This window comes from Sporichthya polymorpha DSM 43042 (genome assembly GCF_000384115.1).
Classification (GTDB): domain Bacteria; phylum Actinomycetota; class Actinomycetes; order Sporichthyales; family Sporichthyaceae; genus Sporichthya; species Sporichthya polymorpha.
The window spans coordinates 3995451-4017055 of record NZ_KB913029.1; the positions used below are offsets into that span (position 1 = coordinate 3995451).

The window sequence follows — 21605 nt, forward strand, 5'->3', positions numbered from 1 at the left end:
AGGCTCCTGACCTTGGAACGAGGATGGGGCCATGGAGAACAAGGGGGCGTCGGGTAAGCCGTCGCAGCGTCGCTACACCGAGGCTGAGAAGCAGGGCGCGGTGCGCTTGGTCCGCGCGCTTCGTAAGGAGCTCGGCGGCACGCAGGGGGCGATCTCGCGGGTTTCGGCCCAGCTCGGGTACGGCTCGGAGTCGGTGCGTAAGTGGGTCCACCAGGCTGACATCGATGAGGGCATCGAGCCCGGCCTGACCTCGGCGGAGTCGGCGCGGATCAAGGAGCTCGAGCAGGAGAACCGTGAGCTGCGCCGGGCCAATGACCTGTTGAAGCGGGCCTCGGCTTTTTTCGCGGCGGAGCTCGACCGCCCATCGAAGTGATCGTCGCGTTCATCGACGACAACCGTGCAGAGTTCGGAGTCGAGTTCATCTGCAAGCACATGCAGGTGGCTCCGAGCACGTACTACGCCGCGAAGAAGCGCCAGTCCCAACCGTGTGCGCGGGCGGTTCGCGACGCGGTGATGATGCAGATCTTGCTCGCGTTGTGGATCGCCAATCGGAAGGTCTACGGGGCCCACAAGCTCTGGAAGGCCGCCCGCCGCGCCGGCCACGACATCGGCCGTGACCAGGTCGCCCGCCTCATGCGGGAACTCGGCATCGAGGGCGTTTCCCGGCTGCGCAAGAAGGTCTTCACCACCCGAGCGGACCCGGACGCCACCCGGGCTCCGGACCTGGTCAACCGGCACTTCAAGGCTGACCGTCCCGATGCCCTGTGGGTCACCGACCTCACTTACGTCCCGACCCGGTCGGGGATGGCCTACGTGTGCTTCATCGTCGACGCGTTCAGCCGGCGCATCGTGGGCTGGCGGGTGGCGTCGAACATGAAGACCGAGATGGTCCTCGACGCTTTGGAGATGGCCCGGGCCTCGCGCGGCGGGCACCGGCTCATCGGCCTGGTGACACATTCTGATGCAGGATCACAATTTACCTCGGTGCGCTTCACCGAGCGGCTGGACGAGATCGGTGCCAGGCCCTCGATCGGGACCGTCGCCGACTCCTACGACAACGCTCTGGCCGAGACGACCAACGGGCTCTACAAGACCGAGTGCGTCTACGGGCCTGATACCCGTGGTTGGGAGGACGTCGAGGACCTCGAACTGGCGACCCTGTCCTGGGTGCACTGGTTCAACGAACAGCGGCTGCACGGGCACTGCGGCGACCTTCCGCCGGCGGAGTACGAAGCAGCGTTCTACGCTGGCCAAGACTCCAACCCGGTCGGATTGGAATCCAATAAGAAGAGCCGCCATCAGACCCAGGGCGATTCACCGGTCGGTGGATCCGGGCTTAGGTCGCCGTGCAGCTGTCTCGCCTATTCATGTGGCACCAGCGCCAGCGCAACGAAGTCGTCGTCGCGCTTCGCGGCGATGCCGTGCCGGGCCAGGACGGCGAGCATGTCGGACTCGCGTGCCGGCGGGATCTGCAGGTACCAGCCGTTGAGCGTCGTGTCCTCGAGGGTGGCCCCGGCGTCGGTCCGGAGTGCGGCGATGATCGGACCCTTCGGATCGAACAGCTCCAGGGTGTTGGCGGTGGCCATCGGCGGCCAGTCCCCATCCGCGACGCCGGGTAAGTCAGTGGGGCTAAACGGATCGGTCATGTATTCGAAGTCCTCCGGCTCAAACCCGACGAAGTTGTGCTTCAACGAGGGCTGGAAAGCGAGGAATTCGTCCAGGGTCGTGCAGGCGTAGATCGCACGCCATTCGGCGGCGAGTTCGCGGGCCCGCTCGGCCTCGTACAAGGCAAAGCTGTCGTGGTACTCGACGTAGCCGTAGACGACGACGAACGGGGCGGATGACATGGGAGCAGCGTAGGGCTCGACACCGACACTTTCGTGGCTTGCGGGTGATCCATCGACGCCCCGTCGACCGTCGGGTCGAGCAGGCTAACGGTCACCAGCGCCGTGGTGTAGGAACGTCGACGTGAACGTGATTGCCCGGCGGTCGCCGGGATGGACCTGAGTCTTGGAGGCGATCGCGATGGTGCTGTGCCTGCCCACGGAGCCGAAGGTCACGGCGCATGCGGGGAAGGCCGCCTTGCAAGCGCTCAAGACCCAGATGCGTCCGGATGACAGGCGGATCACCAACCTCCGCCATGAGCGGTGACCTCTGTGGATGACCTCCCGGTCGGCCTGTACGAAGCCCTGGTCACCGAGCGGCTGGCCGCCCGCCTCCGCGACCTCGCCGATGACCTTGTACAGCAGACAGGGCCGCTGCTCGCTGCGGAGGCGCCGGACCGGCTTGCCTGGCATGTCGCCCGCGAAGTCGAGCGCGCGATCGCCCACGTGCCGGATACCGAGCGGGTCGGCACTGGCGTAGCGACCGTCCGAGCTCTGCTTCAGGAGTTAGCGGCCACGGCCGGGGCCGAGGCGGCCGACCTCCCGGTAGAGACCGGCGACGTCCTGCGGGCCATCCGGGCCCGCAACCTGGACGGGACCGCCAGAGAGGTCGCTTCCCCGCTGGTCCCGCTGCTCGACACCACCCTGCTCACCAACGCCCCCGGCGAACCCAACCTGTGGGCCCAGCTGATCTCCGAGGTCGACTCCGCCGCCGCCATTGACGTCGTGATGGCCTTCATCCGGCGCAGCGGCATCGCGCCCCTGCTGGAGCCGCTGCGCCGGCACTGTGAGTCGGGGAAGCCGCTGCGGGTCCTGACCACCACGTACACCGGCTCCACCGAGGCCGAGGCCCTGGACCTGCTGGCCGACCTCGGCGCGGATGTGCGCGTCTCCTACGACCTCACGACGACCCGGCTGCACGCCAAAGCGTGGATGTTTCACCGACCTGGTGGCTACTCCACCGGTTACATCGGGTCGTCGAACCTCACGCGGTCGGCCCAGGTCACCGGCCTGGAGTGGAACGTGCGTCTCTCCGGTGCCCGCAACCCTGACGTAGTCGCGAAGTTCGCCGCGATGTTCGACGGTTACTGGAACAGCGGCGACTTTCTGCCCTACGACCCGGCCCAGTTCGACGATCAAATGGCCCACGCTCGCCGTGACGCCGGTCCGCACGTGTTCCTCAGCCCGGTGGAGATCACGCCGACCCCGTTTCAAGATCGGCTGCTGGAGCTGCTCGAACTGGCCCGAAGCCGCGGGCAGCACCGCAACCTACTGGTCGCGGCGACCGGGACCGGGAAGACTGTGATGGCGGCGCTGGACTACGCCCGCCTGCGCGCGGTCTTGCCGCGAGCCAGGTTGCTCTTCGTCGCGCACCGGCAGGAGATCCTCGACCAGAGCATGGCGACCTTTCGGCATGCGCTGCGCGATGCCAGCTTCGGGGAGAAGTGGGTGGGCGGGTCACGGCCCGTCGCGTTCGAGCACGTGTTCGCCTCCATCCAGAGCCTCAACGCCGCGGACCTCGAGCGGCTGCCGACCGAGCACTTCGACGTCGTCATCGTCGACGAGATCCACCACGGCGCGGCCCCGTCCTACGCGCGCCTGCTCGACCGCATCCAGCCGGCCGAGCTGCTGGGTCTCACGGCAACGCCGGAGCGCAGTGACGGGCTTCCGATCCTGCACTGGTTCGGCGACCGCATCACCGCCGAACTGCGGCTCTGGGACGCCATCGACCAGCAGTACCTGGCGCCGTTTACCTACTTCGGCATCCACGATGGCGTTGACCTGCGGGATGTTCCCTGGAGGCGTGGGCGCGGTTACGACACGCATGCCTTGAGTTCGATCTACACCTCGGCCGACTCCTGGGCGCGGTTGGTCATCAAACAGGTCATGGCCCACGCTGACGTGACCGCTATGCGATGTCTCGGCTTCTGCGTCGACATCGAGCACGCCCACTTCATGGCCCGACATTTCCGCGCCCACGACATCGACGCGGTGGCGATCGACGCGAGTACCCCACCCGCTGAGCGGCAGGCCGCCCTGCGTGATCTGGCCGACGGCCGGGTCCGTGCGGTGTTCTCCGTCGACCTGTTCAACGAGGGCGTGGACGTCCCGGTCGTCGACACGGTGCTTATGCTGCGCCCGACCGAGAGCCCCACCCTGTTCCTGCAGCAGCTGGGGCGTGGTCTGCGCAAGGCCCCGAACAAGGCAGCGTGCACGGTGCTTGACTTCGTCGGCACGCATCGGCGCGAGTTCCGCTTTGATCGGCGCTTCCGGGCGCTGCTCGGTGGATCCCGCAAGGACGTCGAACGGGCCGTTCAGCAGGGGTTCCCCTACCTCCCGGCGGGTTGTCACATGCACCTGGATCGGGTTGCCACCGACGTCGTGCTGGCGAGTTTGCGGAATGCGTTGCCGTCGCGGTGGCCAGCGAAAGTCGAGGAGCTTCGCTCGCTGCGGGTCGAGCGACCGGATCTGGGTCTGGCCGGCTTTCTCGACGAGTCTGGGCTGGACCTCGACGACGTGTATCAGGGCGGACGGGGTTGGTCTGACCTGCAAGCTGCCGCCGGAGTCGTCCTCGAACACGACGGTCCGCACGAGACTGCGTTGCGCCGGGCGATCGGGCGTCTCCTGCACGTTGACGATGCTGAGCGCCTTGATGCCTACCGGGAGCTGTTTGCTGACGCCGAGCCGCCCGACGTGAGCCAGCTGCCGGCGCGTCGGCGCCGGTTGTTGGCGATGGTGGTCGCCGTGGTGGGTGAGTCGGTTTTGGCCAAGGATGCGTCGCTGCAAGCCGGGGTCGACCTGCTGTGGCAACATCCGCAGGTTCGGGCTGAGGCGCGCGAGTTGTTGTCCGTGCTTGACCAGCGTGTGGATCACGTGTCGTTCCCAATTCCGAGCCATCCTGACGTCCCGTTGGAGATTCACGCGCGGTACAGCCGGATCGAAATTTTCGCGGCGACCGGGGTCAGCGAGTCGGCCAAGATGCCGCCGTGGCAGACCGGGGTCTACGACGCCAAAGACATCGCCGCCGACCTGCTCGCGATCACGATGGACAAGAGCGGCGAATCGTTTTCCCCGACCACCCGATACCGCGACTACGCGATCAGCCGGACCTTGCTGCACTGGGAGAGCCAATCGGTTACCCGTGCGGACAGCCCGACGGGCAGGCGCTACCAGCAGCACGCGGAGATGGGGCGCTCGATCTTCGTCTTCGCCCGGCTCAAGGAGACCGACCGGGCGTTCTGGTTTCTCGGACCCGCCACCTATCGCTCCCACGAGGGGGAGCGACCGATGGCCATCACATGGGAGCTGGAATACCCCCTGCCCGGTGACCTGTACGCGAGCTTCGCCTCGGCTGTGGCGTAGGTCGCGGCCGGCCGCGGCGCCAGGGCAGAGTGGGTATATGCACCTCGACGGCTGGCAGCTCGTGCTTAGCCCGACCGACGTCACCAAGCACCTCGCGTGCGCGCATCTCACGGCCCTGGATCTGGCCGCCGCTCGCAGGATCGTCGACGCCCCCGAAGCGGACGACGAGGCGCTGGAGCTGATCTTCCGCCTCGGCATGGAGCGCGAGGCCGACTACTCGCCGCGCTGCGGGCGCAGGGTCGGTAGGCCGGCGAGATCCCGGACGACCGCCGTTGTCTATCGGGTGGACGCTCCGAACCGCGCGCTCCCGCAGTTCAGCGGGTTAGTGCGTGCCACTGCTAACAACGGTGAACTCCACGTCTCTGACAAGACGGAGTCCACGGACACGCCGGGGCTGCAGCCAGTCTGGTCTGAGTGTTCGTCAGGTGGCGGCCGATGTATCCGATGTACACAGCGCCGGACTTGGCCCAGTGGTCGAGGTAGTAGAGTCGCGGGGTGACCATCCCGTGCTTTCCTAGCTTAAAATGCGCCTGCATCTCGATCTTGCACGACGGGTCGACAATCGCTGGGACGGGGAAGATCCGTTCGTCGCCATAGGCCGACATGGTGGTCGAGGACTCCAGAGGAGCGTGACGCTTCACGGTCATCGGGCGGAAGCCCTCGCCCTGGCCCGCGCGGCCGACCCGATCGCGATCACTGAGTCGGTGATCGGGGCCTGGGCCCGGCTCGTCGCCGACTGCCGCCAGGGCGGGATCACCCGCACCGTGAAGCTGATCGACGCCCTCATCGCCGCTACCGCAATCGACCTCGGGTTACCCGTCGTCACCCAGGACGACGATTACGACCGGATGGCCGAGGCCCACCGCCCGCTCCGCGTGATCAAGGTCTGACCGGCCCTCAGGTCACTGCGCAGACCCCAAACTGTCAGACCCCCTCTCTACGGTCTTGCTCATCAGGGCACCGGACGTGGTGGGGAGCCGCTCCGGGTGCCGATGTCTTCCACTGACCCGGGGGGTCTTCCATGAGCACGACCAACGTCGAATCCGCCGGCCTGCCGCAGGCCGGGTACGTCCAGCCCGTCGTCGTGATGAACGGACCCGGCCGCCAGGGCCCGGCGATCACCAGCCTGGTGCTGGGCATCGTCGCGGCGGTGTTCTGCCTCATCCCGATCGTCGGGATGATCTCGCTCGTCCTCGCCCCGATCGGGCTGGTGTTCGGCGTCGTCGGGTGGCGCGGCGCCGCCGTGGGACGCCGGGCCGGCAAGGGCAAGGCGATCGCCGGGGTGGTGCTCGCGATCCTCGCGGGCATCGGGGCGATCGCCTCCACCGTCGCGGTCGCGACCGCGGTCGACGAGGCGGGCAAGTCCATCGACCGGGCCGTCGGCAACGCGACCGACGACGTCCTCGCGAACGACCTCGGCGTCGCAATCGGCACGTACACGGCCAAGGACCTCGGCTTCGGTCTGACCGACGGCAAGCTGACGGTGACCTTGACCAACAAGTCGAGCAAACGTCAGTCCTTCGACGTCAAGGCCGAGGCACTCACGCCGTCCGGCACACGCATCGCCACCGACACCGCGTTCGTCTCGGCTCTCGGTCCGGGCCAGTCCGACGAGGTCGCGATGTTCGAGTTCGTCTCCGGCGACGAAGCCGCGCAGCTCAAGCGCGCGACCTTCCGGGTCATCCAGGCCTCGGCCTACTAGGACCCGCGACGGCGCCCGGCCCGATCCGCGGACCGGGCGCCCTGCCGACCCACCGTGACGTGATGGAGGATCACATGAAGCTCAACGCAATGCTCGACGTCGCGGTGGTCGCGCACGAGGCCGAGGACGAGGTCACCGTCCTCGTCGACCTCGAGGCGCCCGCGGCGCCGGTCGACACCACCCGCGCCCCGGCCTCGCTGCAGGTCGTCCTCGACCGCAGCGGCTCGATGGCGGGCCCGCCGCTGGAGGGGGCCAAGGCCGCGCTCGTGGCGCTGATCCGCCGCCTCGAACCGACCGACAACTTTGGGCTGGTCACCTTCGACGACTCCGCGCAGGTCGTCGTCGCCGCCGGCCCGCTGACGGACAAGGAGGGCGCGATCCGCGCCGTCGAGTCCGTCCACTCGGGCGGCACCACCGACCTGTCCGCCGGGTACCTGCGCGGCCTCCGCGAGCTCCGGCGGGTCGCCGCGAGCGGCACCGTGCTTGTCGTCTCCGACGGGCACGTCAACGCCGGGCTGAGCGACGTCGACGAGTTCGCCGCCGTCACCGCCAAGGCCTACGCCGACGGCGTCGTCACCTCGACCCTCGGCTACGGGCGGGGCTACGACGAGACGCTGCTCGCGGCGATCGCCCGCGCGGGTAGCGGCAACCACGTCTTCGCCGACAACCCCGACGCCGCGGGTGCGGCGATCGCCGGCGAGGTCGACGGACTGCTCAACAAGGTCGTCCAGGCGGCGTCGCTGATCGTCACCGTGGAGGATCCGGTCGTCCTCGCCCACCTGTACAACGACTTGCCGACGCGTCAGATCTCGGCCAACCAGCTGATGATCGAGCTCGGCGACTTCTTCGGCGCCGAGGGCCGCCGCGTGCTGATGAAGTTCCGCGTCCCCGGGATGGCCGCGCTCGGCCCGGCCCGGATCGCGACCCTGGAGCTCGCGTACGTCGAGCTGCCCGGCCTGATCGAGCACGTCGTGACGCTGCCGATCAGCGTCAACGTCGTCCCGGGGGACGAGGCCGCCGGCCGGGTCCCGCACCCGACGGTCCGCTCCGAGGCGCTGTTCCAGGAGGCGCAGGAGAGCAAGCGCCGCGCCTCCGAGGCGCTCGAGCGCGGGGACGTCGGCGCCGGCGAGGCGCTGTTCGAGGAGGCCCGGGCCCGGCTCCACGAGGCGCTCCCGATCGCCCCCGCCGGCCTCGACCGGGACATCCGCGCCGAGCTCGACACCGTCGACGCGATGGGCGGGATGGTCCACGACCTCGGTTCCGCCTACGTCGCCAAGCTCAGCCGCGACTCCCACCACCAGATGAACCGCAAGCGTGGTCGGGCCCCGCGGATGGGGTCTTCCGAGTAGGTCCACTTCTGCTGGACAGAACGTCGACCGATTTCTGGTACTGGTGACGGTGGGTCAGCTGGCCTCGCCTGCGGATTCGATCGCCGGGCCCAAGCTGTCTGATCACGACCGACTGGGAGACCTGGTCGTCGGGGGCCGTCTGCTTCCTCCTAGGGCCCGAGGATTGCCGGCGTGATGTCGGTCTGGCGGAAGTCCTCGCCCTTGAACAGCAGCACGTCGCCCGTGGCGTGCGCGAGTGCGTAGGCGAAACAGTCGCCGAGGTTCAGACCGGCAGGGTGGCGACCCTTGCCGAATCGGCGCCAGGCGTCGACGGCGAATCGAACGTCGTCAGGACCGACGGGCCGGACCCCGACCTCGGCCGTGTCGAGCAACAGGTGGAGGTCGCGTGCCGCTTCCGGGCCGTGGCGCGCTTCCACCACGATGCTCGCTTCGACCGCGTTGACGGCCGAGATCCACGATTCCGCACTCGTCTGGAGCGCCTGGACGTAGCGCTCGGCGTCGGCCTCGCCGAGGACGACGGCCACCAGCGCTGAGGTGTCGACGACCACGGTCAGGCCGGGATGCCGTCGGGTCCGTACCCGAGGATCTCGTCCTCGCCGCGGCTGTCGACCACCGCACGTGCGCGTCCCCGGCGGATGATCTCGGTGAGGACGTCGGACGTCGTTGCGGCCGCGTTGCGCCGACGGACACGCGCCAGCCGCTCCTCCACGGCCACCCGAATGGCGACCGTGATCGACTCTCCGGTCGCGGCGGCCAGTTCGCGGACGACGCGGTCGGTGCCGGCGTCCTTGATGTTCAACACCATGGATAAAGATTGCCTTCTTTCCTTCTTCCTGTCCAGGTAGATATCGGGCGGCTCGGCACCGCGATGCGTCGCGTCACGACGCGGCGTCGAGGAAGGCGGGTGGGAGGTGGAAATCGACCATCCCGTCCTCGTCCATGGTGACGACCGGGGTGAGGACGCCCTCGTGCCACCAGTAGGTGACCGGGCTCAGGGGCCGGCGGCTCTGCTCGTAGGTCATCAGGGTGTACCGGGCGAGGTAGAGCAGGGTCGCGGGGAGGTCGCCGGCGACCGGGGCGCACACGAGTTCGTGCGGGGTCGGCACCGAGACGAGCAGCCCGGCGGGGGTCTCGGTCGCGACGCCGAGCACGGACCGCAGGACCTCGGGCAGCAGGACGAGCTTGCCCGCGGTGAGCTCCGTCGCCCCGCGGAGGACGTGGAACTCCCCGCCGTCCTGCTGCACGCACTCGGAGCTCTCGAACGGAAGCAGCCGCAGCCGCTCGCGGGCCAGCGTGAACAGCTCGGCCGCACCGACCGTCGCGACCTCGTCGTCGTGCAGCAGCCGCAGGTCGTCGCCGTCCCGGTGCGCCAGGAACTCGACGAGGTCCTCGCCGACCGGGCGGGCGTAGGTGAACCCGGGGCGGCCCTTGGTCCCGCGGTCGGTCACGGCGAGCAGCAGCGGATAGGTGTGGTCGCGGAGCTGACGCGGCGTCAGAGCGGTGGTCTCAGGCATGGCGATCCTTCGGTAGTTGGTTGGAGGAGTCAGGCGGCGCCGGTGATCCCGTCGGGGTCGTAGCGCTCCACAAGGGCTTCGTAGGCGGGGTTGGGGTAGAGGTGGCCGTTGCCGTCGGGCCCGAAGTAGCTCAGCTGGGTGACCCGACCGTCCCGCCACCAGTACAGGTACGGGCTCAGCGGCCCGGCGCGGTGCGCGCAGGCCCACGCCGCGTAGGACCACAGCCCCGCGGTGCCGCCGAGGATCCCGGGGCCGACGGGCGCGAACGCGATCTCGTAGCGGGACGGCACCGCGACGGCGACCCCCTCGGGCCAGGACCGCCGACCGAGGACGTCGGCGAGCAGGTCCGGGAGGACGAGCAACTTCGACGCGATAAAGCCCGACTCCCCGCGGACCACGTGGAAGCGCAGCTTGCCTTCCTCCACGATCACGTGCTCGTCCGGTTCGACGGCTCGGACGTTGGCCAGTCCGACCTCACGGAGCCGTTCGGCGCCGTGGGGCTCCAGGTCCTCGTCCCGGAGCCAGCGGACCATGTCGTCCCTCCGGTGCGCGAGCAGCTCGATCAACCCGCCCCCGATACGTCGGACGTAGCGGTAGTGCGGGTGCCAGTCGCGGGGGAGCGCCTCCTCGACCTGCAGCCGGACGAAGGTGTTCGCCTCCAACTCGTCGGCGGGCACCACGCCCGGGTCGGCCCCGTCGGGGAACGCGTCGAGCAGCGCGTCGAAGTGGAGCCGCACGACCTCGTCCCAGAGTTCGACGGGCAGCCCGCTCGTCCGGCACTTCGAGATCAGGTTGTGCAGCCCGAACGTTCGCCCGTCCAAGGTCTTCAGGTGGTCGGCGTAGATCGCCGCCTCGATCCCGCGATCGGCGAGAGCTGCCCGCGTCAGTGACCGGACCTTCCGCAACTGACGTGGTGTCAGCGCATCGGTCGGCGTCTCCCGACGATTCAGTGCCTCGAACGATCTGACCGTCCGCTCGTCCATCCGTCCCCCCAGTGGTGTGAAGTGGCGCAACTGTGCCCGGGGGAGAGGGCGAGGGGAAGGGGGTCGGCAGAGCTGTGGATAACCGTCGGCCGCCGGACCAGGAGACGGCCGGGGCGACCAGTTAGTCGTATGAAGGTACTACCATACGGCCATGGCACCCAAGACGAAGGTGACGCTGACGCTCGACTCGGAGCAGCTGGAGGAACTGCGCGCTCTGGTGGGAGCAAGGAGTCTGTCGGCCGCCGTGGATTCGGCCGTCGCCGCGTACCTGACGCGGGTCCGGCACCTCGCGGCCGTCGACGACTGGCTCGTCGAGCTCGAACGGGAGCACGGGCCCGTCCCGACCGAGACTCTCGCCTGGGCCGCGGACCTTGTCGAAGCATGGGACGCCTCGCGGGCGTCCGCGTCGAAGACCGCCCCTCGCCGTCGCCGCCGGGCCGGGTGAGCGGTGCTCCTGCTGGACAGCGAGGCCCTCTCGTCCATCGCGAACGGCCCGGCCGACCGGCGCGACCGCGTTCGTGCGCTTGTTGGCGAGATGCGCCGCCGCGAACTTCCCGTTGCGACCGTCGCTGCGGTCCTCGCGGAGGTCGTGCGCGGACGTTCCCAAGACGCTGCCGTCTTCGCCGGTCTCCGCCGCGAACGCGTCGAGGTGCACGCGGTCGACAGCCGTGTCGCGGTTCGTGCGGGTCAATTGCTCGGGGCCTGCAGGGCGGACTCCACGCTGGCGATCGACGCGTTCCTCGTCGCGGTGGCCGACCTCTCCGCCGGCGCCATCATCGCGACGGGAGACCCGAAGGATCTGCGGCGCCTGGTCGCCCACGCCGAGGCCGTCTCGGTGGCGGCGCTCTAGGCAGCCGATTGCGTCAGGGGCATCCGCGGGTCGGGCTGGCGAGCCTTTGGCATGCTCGGATCATGACCGATGCGAACCACGTCGTCCGGGTGTGCGGGCCCGCGGAAGCGGAGAGCGCGGCCCAGTTGCTCCACGACTTCAACGTCGAGTTCGACTGCCCGACCCCGCCGGTCGCGGAGCTGGCGGAGCGGATCCGGACCCTGGTGACCCGGTCCGACTTCGAGATCCTGCTCGCGGGGGAGCCGGCGGTCGCGGTCGCGGTGACGACGTTCCGCCCGAGCCTGTGGAGCCCGGGGCCGGTGGCCCTGCTGGAGGAGCTCTACGTCCGCCCCGAGCTTCGCAGTCGCGGGATCGGGGCCGCGGTCCTCACCCGCGCGATCGCCGCCGCGAAGGAACGGGGCGTCACGACCTTCGAGATCAACGTCGACGAGGGCGACGTCGACGCCCAGCGGTTCTACCGCTCCCACGGGTTCACCGAGATCGAGTACCCCGAGACCGGGGAGCGGGCGTTCTACTTCCACCGGGAGATCTGACCGGGGTTCGCCGACGTGGACGTGGGCACGGGGGAGGACATGGTGCGAATCTTGGTGGCGATCGGCGTGGCGTTCGCGATGACGTGGGCCGGCGGGACAACGACAGCCGGGTCGGTGGCGTCCCCCTCGCCGTCGTACGTCTTCCCGATCCGGGACTGCGACGCGAGCTACGGCCGGACCCACCACGACTACCCGGCGAGTGACGTGTTCGCCCGCGAGGGATGCCCGATCGTCTCGGTCACCGACGGGGTGATCGACGAGGTGAGCCGGCGCGACCGCTGGAACCCGCGGAGGAACGACGGCGCCACCCGCGGGGGGCTGTCGGTCTCGATTCTCGGTGACGACGGGGTCCGCTACTACTACTCGCACCTGTCGGTTCTCAACCGCCGCATCGAGTCGGGGGAGCGCGTCACCGCCGGCCGGCGGCTCGGCCAGGTCGGCCGGACCGGCAGCGCCCGCGGCACCAGTCCCCACGTGCACTTCGGCCTGTCCTGGCCGACACCCCACCGGGCCTGGTGGGTCCGCCGCGGCATGCTCGCCCCCGCCCCCTACCTTGACGCCTGGCGCGACGGCAAGGACCGCTCCCCGGCGAAAGCGATCCGCGAGCTCCGCAAGGACCGCGGCGAGATCCCACCCTGCGACGCGGCCTGCTGAGGACCCGCTGTGGGTCGCCGACGCGTCCCAGTTCACCCTCACGTTCGGTCACCAGGTGCCGATACATCAGTCGTGATCGGACTGCCCCTCCGCCGCGGAGCGCGACGGGAGACGGACCGCCGGCGGGAGCTCGATCCCGCGACGGTGGCGATCACCGCGCTCCCGGACGTCCTCGTCCTGCACAACCGCCGGCTGGTCGGGTCGAACGGCCGGCCGAGCCGGGAGACCGTCGACCACCTCGTCGTCGCGCGGTCCGGGGTCTGGCTCGTCGACGCGAAGACGCACTACGGCCCGCACGAGGTCCGCCGCACCGGCGGGATCATCACCCCGCGCGACGAGCGGCTCTTCATCAACTACCGCGACCGCACCGAGCTCGTCGACGACCTCCGCCGCGAGGTCGTGACGCTCCAGCGCGTCCTCGTCGACGCCGGCCACACCGTCGGCGTCCACGGGGCCCTGTGCTTCGTCGACACGCCGCTCCCGTGGGTGAGCGAGTCGATCACGGGCATCGCGCTCGTCGACCTCCGCGGCCTGACGACGCTCCTGACCGCGGACGGGGACCTCGACGACCACGACCGGGCCGAGGTCCGCGCCGTCCTGAACTCCCGCTGCGTGCCGGCCTAGACCTCGACGGTCTTCTGCTGCTCGAGCGCGCGCAGACGGGCCTTCGCGGCCTTGAACACCGTCACCCGCTTGTTGTGGGCCTCCTCGTACTCGAGGACGCGCTGTACCTCGGCGGGGTCGTCGAGGGTCTTGATCGACGCGGCGATGTCGACGGCCCGCAGCTCGTCGTACTGCTCGATCGGGAGCGGGTCGGGCGCGCGGGTCTCCGCGGGAACTGACGGGACGTCAGTCCGCGCAGCCGTCGGGGGCGGCGCCGACCGGCGCATCACCCGGGCGAGCAGAACCGCCACCGCGCCGGCCAGAAGAACGAGGAGCACTCGTTGTCGCACCACAGCGGCAGCTTAACCGCGACCGGCGGCCTTGCCACCCCGCGCGCCCCGGCTTGGGCCGGCGCCGTCCGTCCGCTTACCGGGAGTTTCCGTGGCGCGGCCGAGCGTAGGCGGCGGGCGGGGTGGGAGTAGCGTCCGGACGGTGATCAAGTTCGACGACAGCTCCGTCGACGCCTCCGGGGTCCGCGACCGCCGGGGCAAGGGCAGCGCCGCGGCCATCGGCGGCGGCGGGGTCGGGATCGTGGGCCTGCTGGTCTACGCCCTGATCAGCGTCCTCGGCGGGGGAGGCGGGGGCATCGACCCGTCGCTGCTGTTCCCGGCCGACGGGAGCGTCCAGAGTCAGGCCGACACCTCCGGCGACCTGCAGACGCGCTGCAACACCGAGGGCGCCATCGACCGGTACGACGACTGCTACCTCGTCAAGGTCTACAACGAGCTCGACGAGGTCTGGTCCGCCGAGTTCGCCCGCCGCGGCGAACGCTACGAGCGTCCCGCGCTGACGTTCTTCGAGTCCGCCGTCAGCACCGGCGGGTGTGGGCGCGCCTCCTCGCAGGTCGGGCCGTTCTACTGCCCGGGTGACCAGTCGATCTACATCGACATCGGCTTCCTCGCCGCGCTGCAGCGCGAGTTCGGCGCGGCCGGCCGCTACGCGCAGGCCTACATCCTCGCCCACGAGGTCGGCCACCACCTGCAGACGATCCTCGGCACCGAGGACGAGATGCGCGACGCCCAGCGCTCATCCCCGAGGAAGGCGAACCAGCTCTCCGTCGCCTTCGAGCTTCAGGCCGACTGCTACGCCGGCATCTGGAGCCGCCTCGCCGACGACGCCGGCAACGTCTCCGTCAGCGAGGACGAGGTCCGCGAGGCCCAGGCCGCCGCCGCGGCCGTCGGCGACGACCGGATCCAGCAGAAGTCCACCGGCCGCGTCGACCCCGAGTCCTGGACCCACGGCAGCGCCGCCCAGCGCGAGCGCTGGTTCACCACCGGCCGCGAGAGCGGCGACCTCGATTCCTGCGACACCTTCGCCTGACGTCGCGTCAGGTCCTGGGTGGGCGCTCCTGCGCCGGGTGTGCAGATCGGCCCCGGCCGTGCGCTCCGGCGCGGTGCTGAACTGCGCACGCGGCGCAGTTCCATCGACACGCGGGACTCGGCCGACTTCGCTGAGACAGGGTATCGAGCTCGTCAATCCCTGGAAGGCGTGACAGTTAGCTCTACGTCTGGTCCGACCCCGACGGCGTGACGCTCGTCGACACCGGCCCGGTGGGGCGAGCGACGCGATGCTCGAGGCCCTCGCCCGCCGCGGCGCGTCCCTGACCTGCAGCGCAACCCCTGCCTCAGGGTCTAAGGTCAGGCTCACCTAACCTGCCGGACCCTCGGAGGTCACCCGTGCTCGTCCACGAGATCGACGACGCCGCGACGCGTCGTCAGTTCCTGTCCCTGATCGCCGCCGCCGGGTTCCTCGCCGCCTGCGCCGACGACGACGATGACGCCGGCCCCAGCGCCAGCAGCACCCCCACCGCGACGCGGCGCACCGTCGACGGCGCGTACGGCCCGGTCGAGATCCCCACCGACCCGCAGCGCATCTTCGCCGACCTCATGACCGTCGACTACCTGACCGCGCTCGGCTACGACACGACCAAGGTCATCGGCTGTTTCGACGCCACGTCCTACCGCGAGGACCCGCAGCACTACCTGCACACGTACTTCGCGACGCGCGAGCTCGCCGACCCCGGCTTCCAGTACGACATGAACGTCGAGATCGTCGCGGCCGCGCAACCGGACCTGATCCTGCTCCCCTTCGACCAGATCGACGGCTCCGGCTTCGAGGACGACCTCCGCCAGATCGCGCCGCTGCTCGTCGTCCCCACGTCCGAGACCCGCGACCCCGGCACCCGCTACGGCGGCACCGCCTCGTTCCAGGACTGGCGCGCCACCCTGCGCGCCTACGGCAAGCTCCTCGGCCGCGAGACCCAGGCGGAGGAGTACATCACCGAGACCGACGGCATGCTCGCCGCCCTCAGCGCGGAGTACGGCTCGCTGATCTCCTCGCTCGGCGTCACCGAGGCGAAGTCGACGCCCGACTTCGTCGCGATCAACGTCCTGTCCGCCGCGGGGGAGCGCGGTGTCCTCGGGACGATTCTCCTCAGTGAGCTCGGTTTCCAGGCTCCCGACGTCCTCGACGACGTCGAGGTCGACGAGTACGGCACCATCGAGCTCTCCCGCGAGCGCGTCGACCTGCTCGAGTGCGACCTGCTCTTCCTCGAGGTCCGCGGTGGCTCCACCGCCCACGAGGAGAGCCCGCTGTGGGACACCCTCGACGTCGTCGAGGACGGCAACGTCGTCATCGTCGGGAACCACTGGGAGTTCGGCGGCGCCGTCGCCGCCCGCAAGGTGATCGCCGACATCGACCACTCCCTCGGCAAGCTCGCCGCTGCTTCCCCGGCCCCGACCGGGACCTCGACGTCAACGGCGTCCCCGGAGTCCTGATCCCTGCCGCCTTGACGCCGCTTACGTCCGTGGAAGTGGTTGTCCCGACGACCACTTTCCCGGACGCTATGGCCCTTCCTCGTCATCCGGCTCGCCGGGCAGCGGCGGATCGCCACGGGATCCGGCGGAGAGGACGTCGCGGCCCTCGCCGCGCTTGCGGCGCCGGGCGCGACGAGTCCTCGGCGAGGGTGGGCGCGGGGCCGTAGCGCGTACTCGGCCCCTTGGCTCCGCCGCCGGCCGGAGGCGATCCGCCGATGGCGCCTACCATCCCGGCTCCGGGTGAGGCGGGGGTCCGGGCGCCGGGGCCAAACGCCCCGCTCGTCGTGCCACCGGTCACGGGGACGTTGCCGGGGGACGATCCGGTCGCGCCGCCGAGGACGGGGCCGGCGGTGGACCGCGCCGACGAGCCGCCGAGAACTCCGGGTGGGGACGCTCCCGCGGAAGCGGGTCTCGCCGCGTTCGACTGACCCCGGGCGAGCCCGTACGCCGCCCCCGCCGCGATCCCCGCCGCCCCCAGCGCCGCCGCCCCGCCGCCGAGGAGTCCGAGGTGCGAGTTCGAGTCGGCAGAGGGGTCAGCCGATGTGGGGACGCGAAGGGAGCTCGCCGCCGAGAATGCTTCGGAGAGGGGGCCGGGTCCAACGTGTTGGGTGATGGCAACTGGACTCAGATTTGTCGAACCTACGGCGCTACGCGCAGGACTGGATGACGAACTTGCCCGGTAGGAAGGACGAGTGGTCGCGCCGAGTTCGGTCGCCGGGGTACTGGCAGGTTGCGACACATTCGCGGCAACGAAACCCTCGTTGATCTGGTTGTCTGATCTTGCGTGTGTGGAGAACTCCGCGGCAACGGAGTGCGTGTGGGTTTGCATGGCACCGATGAATTCGCCGTAGGCCGCGTGAATGCGCTGGATCTGTTCGTCGCGGTCGACGTCGGGTTGGTCGTCGAAGCGGTCCTCGACCCAGTCGGCGACTCCGCCGAACAGCCCGCCGCGCTTCTTGGCCTGGAGCTTGGTCCCGATCTCGGTGAACACCTTGTGGGAGACGTCGTTGACCGCCGCCTCGCCGGACCGGAGGGCGTCGGCGACCGACTGCGCCTGGCGGGCGTGTTCTCGGGCGGCAGTGGCGATCCGGTCGAAGGCGGCGGTTGCGGCGTCCGCGGCGCGGCCCTGCCAGGAGTGGCGGAAGGTTTCGCCCTGGTGCGGATCGAGCCCGTCGGCGATCCGGTTCAGCTCGGCGACGACTTTCTCCCACGTGGCGGCGGCGAGCGCGACCCGGTCGCGCTCGACGTCCTCACGTGTTCGCACGAGCAGGTCGAGCAGGACCTGCGGGTCGGCGTCAGCGGGTTGGTTCATCGCACCTCATCTCGCCTGCCGTCGACGGGCGAGCACAGCGGCCCCGATCCCGAGTACGGCGATCAGGGCAGCGAGTACTGCCCACAGTGCAGTCCCGCCGCTGCCGCCGTCCTCGGATGCCACGGTCGCGGTCGGTGCCGGCGGGCTCGACGACGAATCGGGACTCGGGGTCGACGGCGGTAGCAGGGGGTTGGTGTCCGGCCATTGGGTGGGGTCGGAAGCCAGCATCTTGGTCGGGGAGACGATCCCGTAGCCGAGGTCGGGGGTACGGCCGAAAGTCTGGGTCCCGCCCGGGTTGTGGATGAGGTGGGAGATGAGTTGGTTCCCCGTCGCGTTGGGGTACTTCGAGGCCACGAGTGCGAGCGCGCCTGCCACCAGCGGCGTAGCTTCCGAGGTGCCCGTAGCGAAGCCGGCGCTCGACCAGGTGACCCCATCGAATCCGCCGGTCGTCACCCGTACTCCAGGGGCGGCGATGACGAAGGCTTCTCGATTAGCAGGGGGATTGCCGCTCCAGGGGCGGGCCTCTCGGTCTACTGCCGCCACAGCGACCACGCCGGGGTAGGCCGCGGGGTAGTTCGTGGACGTCGCCTCGGGTGCGTTACCGACACCGGCCACGACTACCGCGCCCGCGGCGAACGCTTGCTCGACGGCTGCGCGCTCAGCTGCAGCCGGGCGATCCCCTGCGACAGACATGCTGATGATGCGCGCGCCGTCTTTGACGGCCGCCTCGATGGCGTCGGCGAAGCCTTGGTTCATTGTCTTCGTCGGGCACTGCAATCCAGGGGCGGCGTCGACGTCCACGGCGTACGCACGGACCGTGGCTTCGGGCGCTATGCCAGCGACACCGACTCCGCCCGGGGCAGTGCCCTTCCCGTTGCCGACAATCTTGACCACCACCCCAGTGCCGTGGGACGCGAGTGGACCGGTGGCGGTGGGTTTGCCGCCGCAGAAGTTCTTGACCGGGGTGACGTCCTGTCCCTTCAACTCGGGGACGGAGGGGTCGATCGGGCCGTCGATGACGGCGATGGTGACGCCTTTGCCGGTGGAGATCTGGTGGGCGTCGTCGATCTTCATGGCCTGGTACCACCAGGCGTTCTTGCCGAAGCCGTCGTCCGCGTCAGCGGCGAGCGCCGGGCCCCCGGCGAGGGTTGCCAGGGTGAGGACAGTCAGCGCCGCGGTGCCGGCTCGGACTCGTGACAGACCCACTCGTTACTCCACTCGCTCGCTGACCGTCACTCAGAATCCTGGCCTGCCGGTGGCCGGCGGGGGTGGTGCGACGCGTTCCGGATCCGGTTGGGTTGGCGGGGGAGCCGGGGGCGGGGGAGCGGGAGAGGCCTGGGCGGCGGCGACCGCCTGCTGGTACGCGGTCTCGGAGCGGAAGCCGGATCCGCTGGCGCCGACGTAGCCCTGGGAGATCCGGATCAGGTCGGCCTCGACGTCGGCGTCGCGGCAGTCGTAGGCGTCGATGCAGGCGCGGAGCTTCTCGACCAGGCCGGTGATGTCCGCCTGCAGGCCGAGCAGCGTCGCGTCGTAGATCTCGTGCGCCGCGCGGTGGACGCGAGCCAGGTTCTGCGCCTCCGGGATCGGACCGAAAAGATCCTCCTCGATCGGTGCCCCGCGGAAGTCGCCGACCAGCCGACCGGCTGCCTCCTCGAGGGGTATCAGGACCGCGCTCAGGTAGTCGCGCAGCTCGGACGTCGAGACCTGGACGACGTCGAACGGCGTGGCGGTGTGACCGGGCGGGGTCAGCATGGGTCCGATGAACCCGGGCTCGCCCGGCTTGGGTGTCGGCGCGTTGGCCACGGCAGGTCCCTCCGGCCGCGACGGGTGGGGGGACCAGCCAACCGAACCGAGTCCGGACTCGGCAAGTACCTGCCGCGGTTGTCCACCGGCCGCCCGAACGGGACGAAGGTGCGACAGGCTCGCCCTCGGGGAGAAAGCGGGGGACCATGGGAGCTATGACCGATCAGTTCACGGCGCTTCGAAGTCGGCCCCTCACGGTGGCTGACCTGGAGTCGATGCCGGATGACGGTCGCAGGTACGAGCTCATCGACGGGATGTTGCTGGTGAACCCGTCGCCGACGCATGCGCACCAGCGCATGCTCTTCCGCCTCGGCATGGCCCTGCACGCGGCCTGTCCGCCGGAGCTCGAGGTGGTGATCGCGCCCTTCGACGTCCAGTCGGCAACCGACAGCGTCGTGCAGCCCGACGTGCTGGTTGCCCGGCGCTCCGACATCGGGGAGCGGAACCTGACCGTCGCTCCGCTGATGGCGGCCGAGGTCCTGTCGCGGAGCACCTCCCTGTACGACCGGAACCTCAAGAAGGCGCACTACGCGCGCATCGGCGTTTCCTCGTACTGGCTGCTGGACCCGAGCGTTCCCGGGGCGATCGAGGTGTTCACCCTCGATGCAGGGTCCTACCGACTCGTCGCTGCTGCCGTCGGTGAGGAGCAGATCGACGTCGAGGCGCCGTACCCGGTGACGCTCTCGCCGGCCGCGCTTCTCGCCTGACGCCGAATCCCTCGTAACGTCAGCGGGATCGCGCGCTATAGCGCACGATCCCGCTGACGTTAGTGTGTCTGACGCCGACTCAGGAAGCCGGGAAGGCCTTCTCGAACTGCTTCTCGAAATCGGCGGAGGCGGGGCCGCTGTAGCCGCAGCCGTCGACCATGCCGTCGTTCGCGGAGATCAGGTAGCGCTGACCCTTCTCCCAGTTGACGCCGTCGAGCGCCGCGGTGGGCATGCCCTCCGGGGTCTTCACGGTGACGACGTCCGCGTTGCCGCCCTTGTACCAGCGGTCGACGTCGAGAGTGACCTTCTCGTTGCCGATCTCGGTGACCGTGCCGCCGAACGCGACCGGCGCCTTGGCGAGCTGCTGAACGTCGAAGGCGAGGCACATCGACATCAGCGGGTCGCTGGGGTTGCCCTGCAGCTCCATCACGGTCGGGGCGGCGACGACCTGCTCGCCGTCCTCGCCCCCGTTCGACGTCACGGCGACGGTGGTGCCCACCGCGATCGCGGCCACGGCCGCCGCGGCGGCGAGCCAGGTCTTGCCCCGCCCCGCGCGCTGAGCGACGGGGGTCTCGAACTCGGTGTTCTGCGACATGATCTGCTCCAGTTGTTGGCGGGCCCGCGGACTGGTGTGTGGATCGACAGGGACCCGAGCGGACATCGGGTCGAGGCCGGTGAGCAGCGCCCGCAGCCGTCGGTCCTCGTCCGAGGTCCCACCGAAGGACTCGCTCATCCGCCATCCCCCCTCTCCTGTCACACACTGGATGTCCGGCACCCCTGGAGCTCTTTCGTCGGGGCACAGAAATTCTTCGTGGGCCTCTGACCTGCGCAGAAGCCGACTGTCGGTGGCCGGGTCCAGGGTTCGCCCATGACCACTCGAACCCGGCAGCGCCGCCGGAATCGGCGCAGGAAGAACCGCACCGCCACTCGTCGTCCTCAGAAAGCGGGCCGGCGCGTCCCCACTCGCACCGGCGAGACCGCGATGCTCCTGGAACGGGCCGATCACGACTTGATGTGTTGGGCCTCCGTCCTGGTCAGTTTGGTTGTCGCCAATCCGGAGCACGCAGGTCGCTTCGCTGAAGCCCTGCTCACCCGGACGGGCTCGCGCGCGGAGCGGCTGAGCATTCGGCTAGCGCGCACGATGGACCTGCTCGTCGACGGGCACACCACGGCGGGATGGCTGCCATCAGATCTCATTCGCGTGGTCTCCCGACGTGCGGACGCCGAGGCTGCGGCAGTCGTGGCGTCGGCCCTCCGCTACCAAGCTCACCGGGCGGGCCCACAGGGCGTCGATCCGGAGTGGCAGGAGGAGATCGATGAGTTGCCGCCCGGCCTGGACGTCGACCCCTTCACTCGTGCGGGACTCCGCAACATCCTGCTGGTGATCGCCGCGTTGCGCGGGCTGCCGCCGTTGCCCGTGATAGTGACACCGCCGACCCCTTTGGTGAGGTGCGCATGACAGGCGGGCCGACC

General features: G+C 69.8%; 23 protein-coding genes, 1 pseudogene and 1 other annotated feature. Of the genes and pseudogenes, 15 read left to right on the forward strand and 9 right to left on the reverse strand.

Annotated features, from left to right (window positions below; translation table 11 throughout):
- Positions 1 to 31: 31 nt before the first annotated feature.
- From SPOPO_RS33900 to SPOPO_RS0119480, 6 genes and pseudogenes are all read left to right on the forward strand, one after another.
- Positions 32 to 1263, forward strand: a pseudogene (locus SPOPO_RS33900) (IS3 family transposase); the annotation flags it as partial.
- Positions 334 to 447, forward strand: a sequence feature (AL1L pseudoknot). It overlaps the preceding pseudogene by 114 nt.
- A gap of 747 nt (positions 1264 to 2010) precedes the next feature.
- Positions 2011 to 2151 (forward strand): hypothetical protein, encoded by a 141-nt coding sequence (locus SPOPO_RS34465; protein WP_019876709.1) that lies wholly within the window; start codon positions 2011 to 2013, stop codon positions 2149 to 2151.
- Positions 2148 to 5246, forward strand: coding sequence for a DUF3427 domain-containing protein (locus tag SPOPO_RS0119465; RefSeq protein ID WP_019876710.1), 3099 nt, complete (start codon positions 2148 to 2150; stop codon positions 5244 to 5246). Before SPOPO_RS34465 ends, SPOPO_RS0119465 begins: the two co-directional genes overlap by 4 nt.
- Positions 5247 to 5770: 524 nt before the next feature.
- A complete protein-coding gene (locus tag SPOPO_RS30615) occupies positions 5771 to 6136 on the forward strand; it encodes a PIN domain-containing protein (RefSeq protein WP_084671304.1) in 366 nt (121 codons plus the stop codon).
- Between the two features lie 131 nt (positions 6137 to 6267).
- Positions 6268 to 6948, forward strand: coding sequence for a DUF4190 domain-containing protein (locus tag SPOPO_RS33085; RefSeq protein WP_019876712.1), 681 nt, complete (start codon positions 6268 to 6270; stop codon positions 6946 to 6948).
- A gap of 74 nt (positions 6949 to 7022) precedes the next feature.
- Positions 7023 to 8297: a vWA domain-containing protein gene (locus SPOPO_RS0119480; RefSeq protein ID WP_019876713.1), complete on the forward strand. Its 1275-nt coding sequence runs from the start codon at positions 7023 to 7025 to the stop codon at positions 8295 to 8297.
- 149 nt (positions 8298 to 8446) lie between these two features.
- On the opposite strand, the gene SPOPO_RS0119485 is transcribed toward SPOPO_RS0119480, so the two are convergent.
- From SPOPO_RS0119485 to SPOPO_RS0119500, 4 genes are all read right to left on the reverse strand, one after another.
- Positions 8447 to 8845 (reverse strand): type II toxin-antitoxin system VapC family toxin, encoded by a 399-nt coding sequence (locus SPOPO_RS0119485; protein ID WP_019876714.1) that lies wholly within the window; start codon positions 8843 to 8845, stop codon positions 8447 to 8449.
- A 2-nt stretch (positions 8846 to 8847) separates the two neighbouring features.
- Entirely contained in the window at positions 8848 to 9102 is a 255-nt protein-coding gene (locus tag SPOPO_RS0119490; protein WP_019876715.1) for a type II toxin-antitoxin system VapB family antitoxin, read from the reverse strand.
- Between the two features lie 73 nt (positions 9103 to 9175).
- On the reverse strand, positions 9176 to 9811 hold the full coding sequence (locus SPOPO_RS0119495; RefSeq protein ID WP_019876716.1) for a hypothetical protein: 636 nt from the start codon (positions 9809 to 9811) through the stop codon (positions 9176 to 9178).
- 29 nt (positions 9812 to 9840) lie between these two features.
- On the reverse strand, positions 9841 to 10716 hold the full coding sequence (locus SPOPO_RS0119500; RefSeq protein ID WP_156870049.1) for a hypothetical protein: 876 nt from the start codon (positions 10714 to 10716) through the stop codon (positions 9841 to 9843).
- 229 nt (positions 10717 to 10945) lie between these two features.
- Here SPOPO_RS0119500 and SPOPO_RS0119505 point away from each other — a divergent pair, with 229 nt between their 5' ends.
- The 5 genes from SPOPO_RS0119505 (at position 10946) to SPOPO_RS30625 (ending at position 13455) form a co-directional block, all read left to right on the forward strand.
- Complete coding sequence (locus tag SPOPO_RS0119505) at positions 10946 to 11239, forward strand: hypothetical protein (protein ID WP_019876718.1); 294 nt, start codon at positions 10946 to 10948, stop codon at positions 11237 to 11239.
- A gap of 3 nt (positions 11240 to 11242) precedes the next feature.
- Positions 11243 to 11644 carry a PIN domain-containing protein gene (locus SPOPO_RS0119510; protein WP_019876719.1) on the forward strand — a complete coding sequence of 134 codons (402 nt, stop codon included), beginning with the start codon at positions 11243 to 11245 and terminating at the stop codon, positions 11642 to 11644.
- A 62-nt stretch (positions 11645 to 11706) separates the two neighbouring features.
- Positions 11707 to 12177 (forward strand): GNAT family N-acetyltransferase, encoded by a 471-nt coding sequence (locus SPOPO_RS0119515; RefSeq protein ID WP_019876720.1) that lies wholly within the window; start codon positions 11707 to 11709, stop codon positions 12175 to 12177.
- A 39-nt stretch (positions 12178 to 12216) separates the two neighbouring features.
- Positions 12217 to 12831, forward strand: coding sequence for a M23 family metallopeptidase (locus tag SPOPO_RS0119520; RefSeq protein ID WP_033386937.1), 615 nt, complete (start codon positions 12217 to 12219; stop codon positions 12829 to 12831).
- Positions 12832 to 12903: 72 nt separating this feature from the next.
- On the forward strand, positions 12904 to 13455 hold the full coding sequence (locus tag SPOPO_RS30625) for a nuclease-related domain-containing protein (RefSeq protein WP_019876722.1): 552 nt from the start codon (positions 12904 to 12906) through the stop codon (positions 13453 to 13455).
- Here SPOPO_RS30625 and SPOPO_RS0119530 read toward each other — a convergent pair.
- Entirely contained in the window at positions 13452 to 13787 is a 336-nt protein-coding gene (locus tag SPOPO_RS0119530; protein ID WP_156870051.1) for a DUF8129 domain-containing protein, read from the reverse strand. The genes SPOPO_RS30625 and SPOPO_RS0119530 overlap by 4 nt on opposite strands.
- 139 nt (positions 13788 to 13926) lie before the next feature.
- Between SPOPO_RS0119530 and ypfJ the strand changes: the two genes are divergently transcribed.
- Both ypfJ and SPOPO_RS0119540 read left to right on the forward strand, forming a co-directional pair.
- Positions 13927 to 14814, forward strand: coding sequence for a KPN_02809 family neutral zinc metallopeptidase (gene ypfJ, locus SPOPO_RS0119535; RefSeq protein WP_019876724.1), 888 nt, complete (start codon positions 13927 to 13929; stop codon positions 14812 to 14814).
- A 356-nt stretch (positions 14815 to 15170) separates the two neighbouring features.
- Positions 15171 to 16271 carry an ABC transporter substrate-binding protein gene (locus tag SPOPO_RS0119540; RefSeq protein ID WP_019876725.1) on the forward strand — a complete coding sequence of 367 codons (1101 nt, stop codon included), beginning with the start codon at positions 15171 to 15173 and terminating at the stop codon, positions 16269 to 16271.
- A gap of 82 nt (positions 16272 to 16353) precedes the next feature.
- Here the strand turns inward: SPOPO_RS0119540 and SPOPO_RS0119545 are convergent, their stop codons facing one another.
- From SPOPO_RS0119545 to SPOPO_RS0119555, 3 genes are read right to left on the reverse strand one after another with little or no spacing between them, the layout of a single operon-like run.
- Positions 16354 to 17622 (reverse strand): WXG100 family type VII secretion target, encoded by a 1269-nt coding sequence (locus tag SPOPO_RS0119545; protein WP_028984933.1) that lies wholly within the window; start codon positions 17620 to 17622, stop codon positions 16354 to 16356.
- A 6-nt stretch (positions 17623 to 17628) separates the two neighbouring features.
- Entirely contained in the window at positions 17629 to 18828 is a 1200-nt protein-coding gene (locus SPOPO_RS0119550; RefSeq protein WP_019876726.1) for a S8 family peptidase, read from the reverse strand.
- A gap of 30 nt (positions 18829 to 18858) precedes the next feature.
- On the reverse strand, positions 18859 to 19425 hold the full coding sequence (locus SPOPO_RS0119555; protein ID WP_019876727.1) for a hypothetical protein: 567 nt from the start codon (positions 19423 to 19425) through the stop codon (positions 18859 to 18861).
- Positions 19426 to 19580: 155 nt separating this feature from the next.
- On the opposite strand from SPOPO_RS0119555, the gene SPOPO_RS0119560 reads away from it, so the two are divergent.
- A complete protein-coding gene (locus tag SPOPO_RS0119560; protein WP_019876728.1) occupies positions 19581 to 20132 on the forward strand; it encodes a Uma2 family endonuclease in 552 nt (183 codons plus the stop codon).
- A 79-nt stretch (positions 20133 to 20211) separates the two neighbouring features.
- Here SPOPO_RS0119560 and SPOPO_RS0119565 read toward each other — a convergent pair whose 3' ends face one another.
- Positions 20212 to 20865 carry a hypothetical protein gene (locus SPOPO_RS0119565; RefSeq protein WP_019876729.1) on the reverse strand — a complete coding sequence of 218 codons (654 nt, stop codon included), beginning with the start codon at positions 20863 to 20865 and terminating at the stop codon, positions 20212 to 20214.
- Between the two features lie 135 nt (positions 20866 to 21000).
- Here SPOPO_RS0119565 and SPOPO_RS0119570 point away from each other — a divergent pair, with 135 nt between their 5' ends.
- Complete coding sequence (locus SPOPO_RS0119570; protein ID WP_156870055.1) at positions 21001 to 21591, forward strand: hypothetical protein; 591 nt, start codon at positions 21001 to 21003, stop codon at positions 21589 to 21591.
- Positions 21592 to 21605 lie beyond the last annotated feature (14 nt).

Coding starts and splice junctions, on each gene's coding strand:
- SPOPO_RS0119505 (WP_019876718.1), top strand. CDS start 10,946: ATGGCACCCAAGACGAAGGTGACGCTGACGCTCGACTCGGAGCAGCTG.
- SPOPO_RS0119560 (WP_019876728.1), top strand. CDS start 19,581: ATGACCGATCAGTTCACGGCGCTTCGAAGTCGGCCCCTCACGGTGGCT.
- SPOPO_RS0119520 (WP_033386937.1), top strand. CDS start 12,217: ATGGTGCGAATCTTGGTGGCGATCGGCGTGGCGTTCGCGATGACGTGG.
- SPOPO_RS0119570 (WP_156870055.1), top strand. CDS start 21,001: ATGACCACTCGAACCCGGCAGCGCCGCCGGAATCGGCGCAGGAAGAAC.
- SPOPO_RS0119565 (WP_019876729.1), bottom strand. CDS start 20,865: ATGAGCGAGTCCTTCGGTGGGACCTCGGACGAGGACCGACGGCTGCGG.
- SPOPO_RS0119480 (WP_019876713.1), top strand. CDS start 7,023: ATGAAGCTCAACGCAATGCTCGACGTCGCGGTGGTCGCGCACGAGGCC.
- SPOPO_RS0119545 (WP_028984933.1), bottom strand. CDS start 17,622: ATGAACCAACCCGCTGACGCCGACCCGCAGGTCCTGCTCGACCTGCTC.
- SPOPO_RS33085 (WP_019876712.1), top strand. CDS start 6,268: ATGAGCACGACCAACGTCGAATCCGCCGGCCTGCCGCAGGCCGGGTAC.
- SPOPO_RS0119515 (WP_019876720.1), top strand. CDS start 11,707: ATGACCGATGCGAACCACGTCGTCCGGGTGTGCGGGCCCGCGGAAGCG.
- SPOPO_RS30615 (WP_084671304.1), top strand. CDS start 5,771: ATGCGCCTGCATCTCGATCTTGCACGACGGGTCGACAATCGCTGGGAC.
- SPOPO_RS0119490 (WP_019876715.1), bottom strand. CDS start 9,102: ATGGTGTTGAACATCAAGGACGCCGGCACCGACCGCGTCGTCCGCGAA.
- SPOPO_RS0119495 (WP_019876716.1), bottom strand. CDS start 9,811: ATGCCTGAGACCACCGCTCTGACGCCGCGTCAGCTCCGCGACCACACC.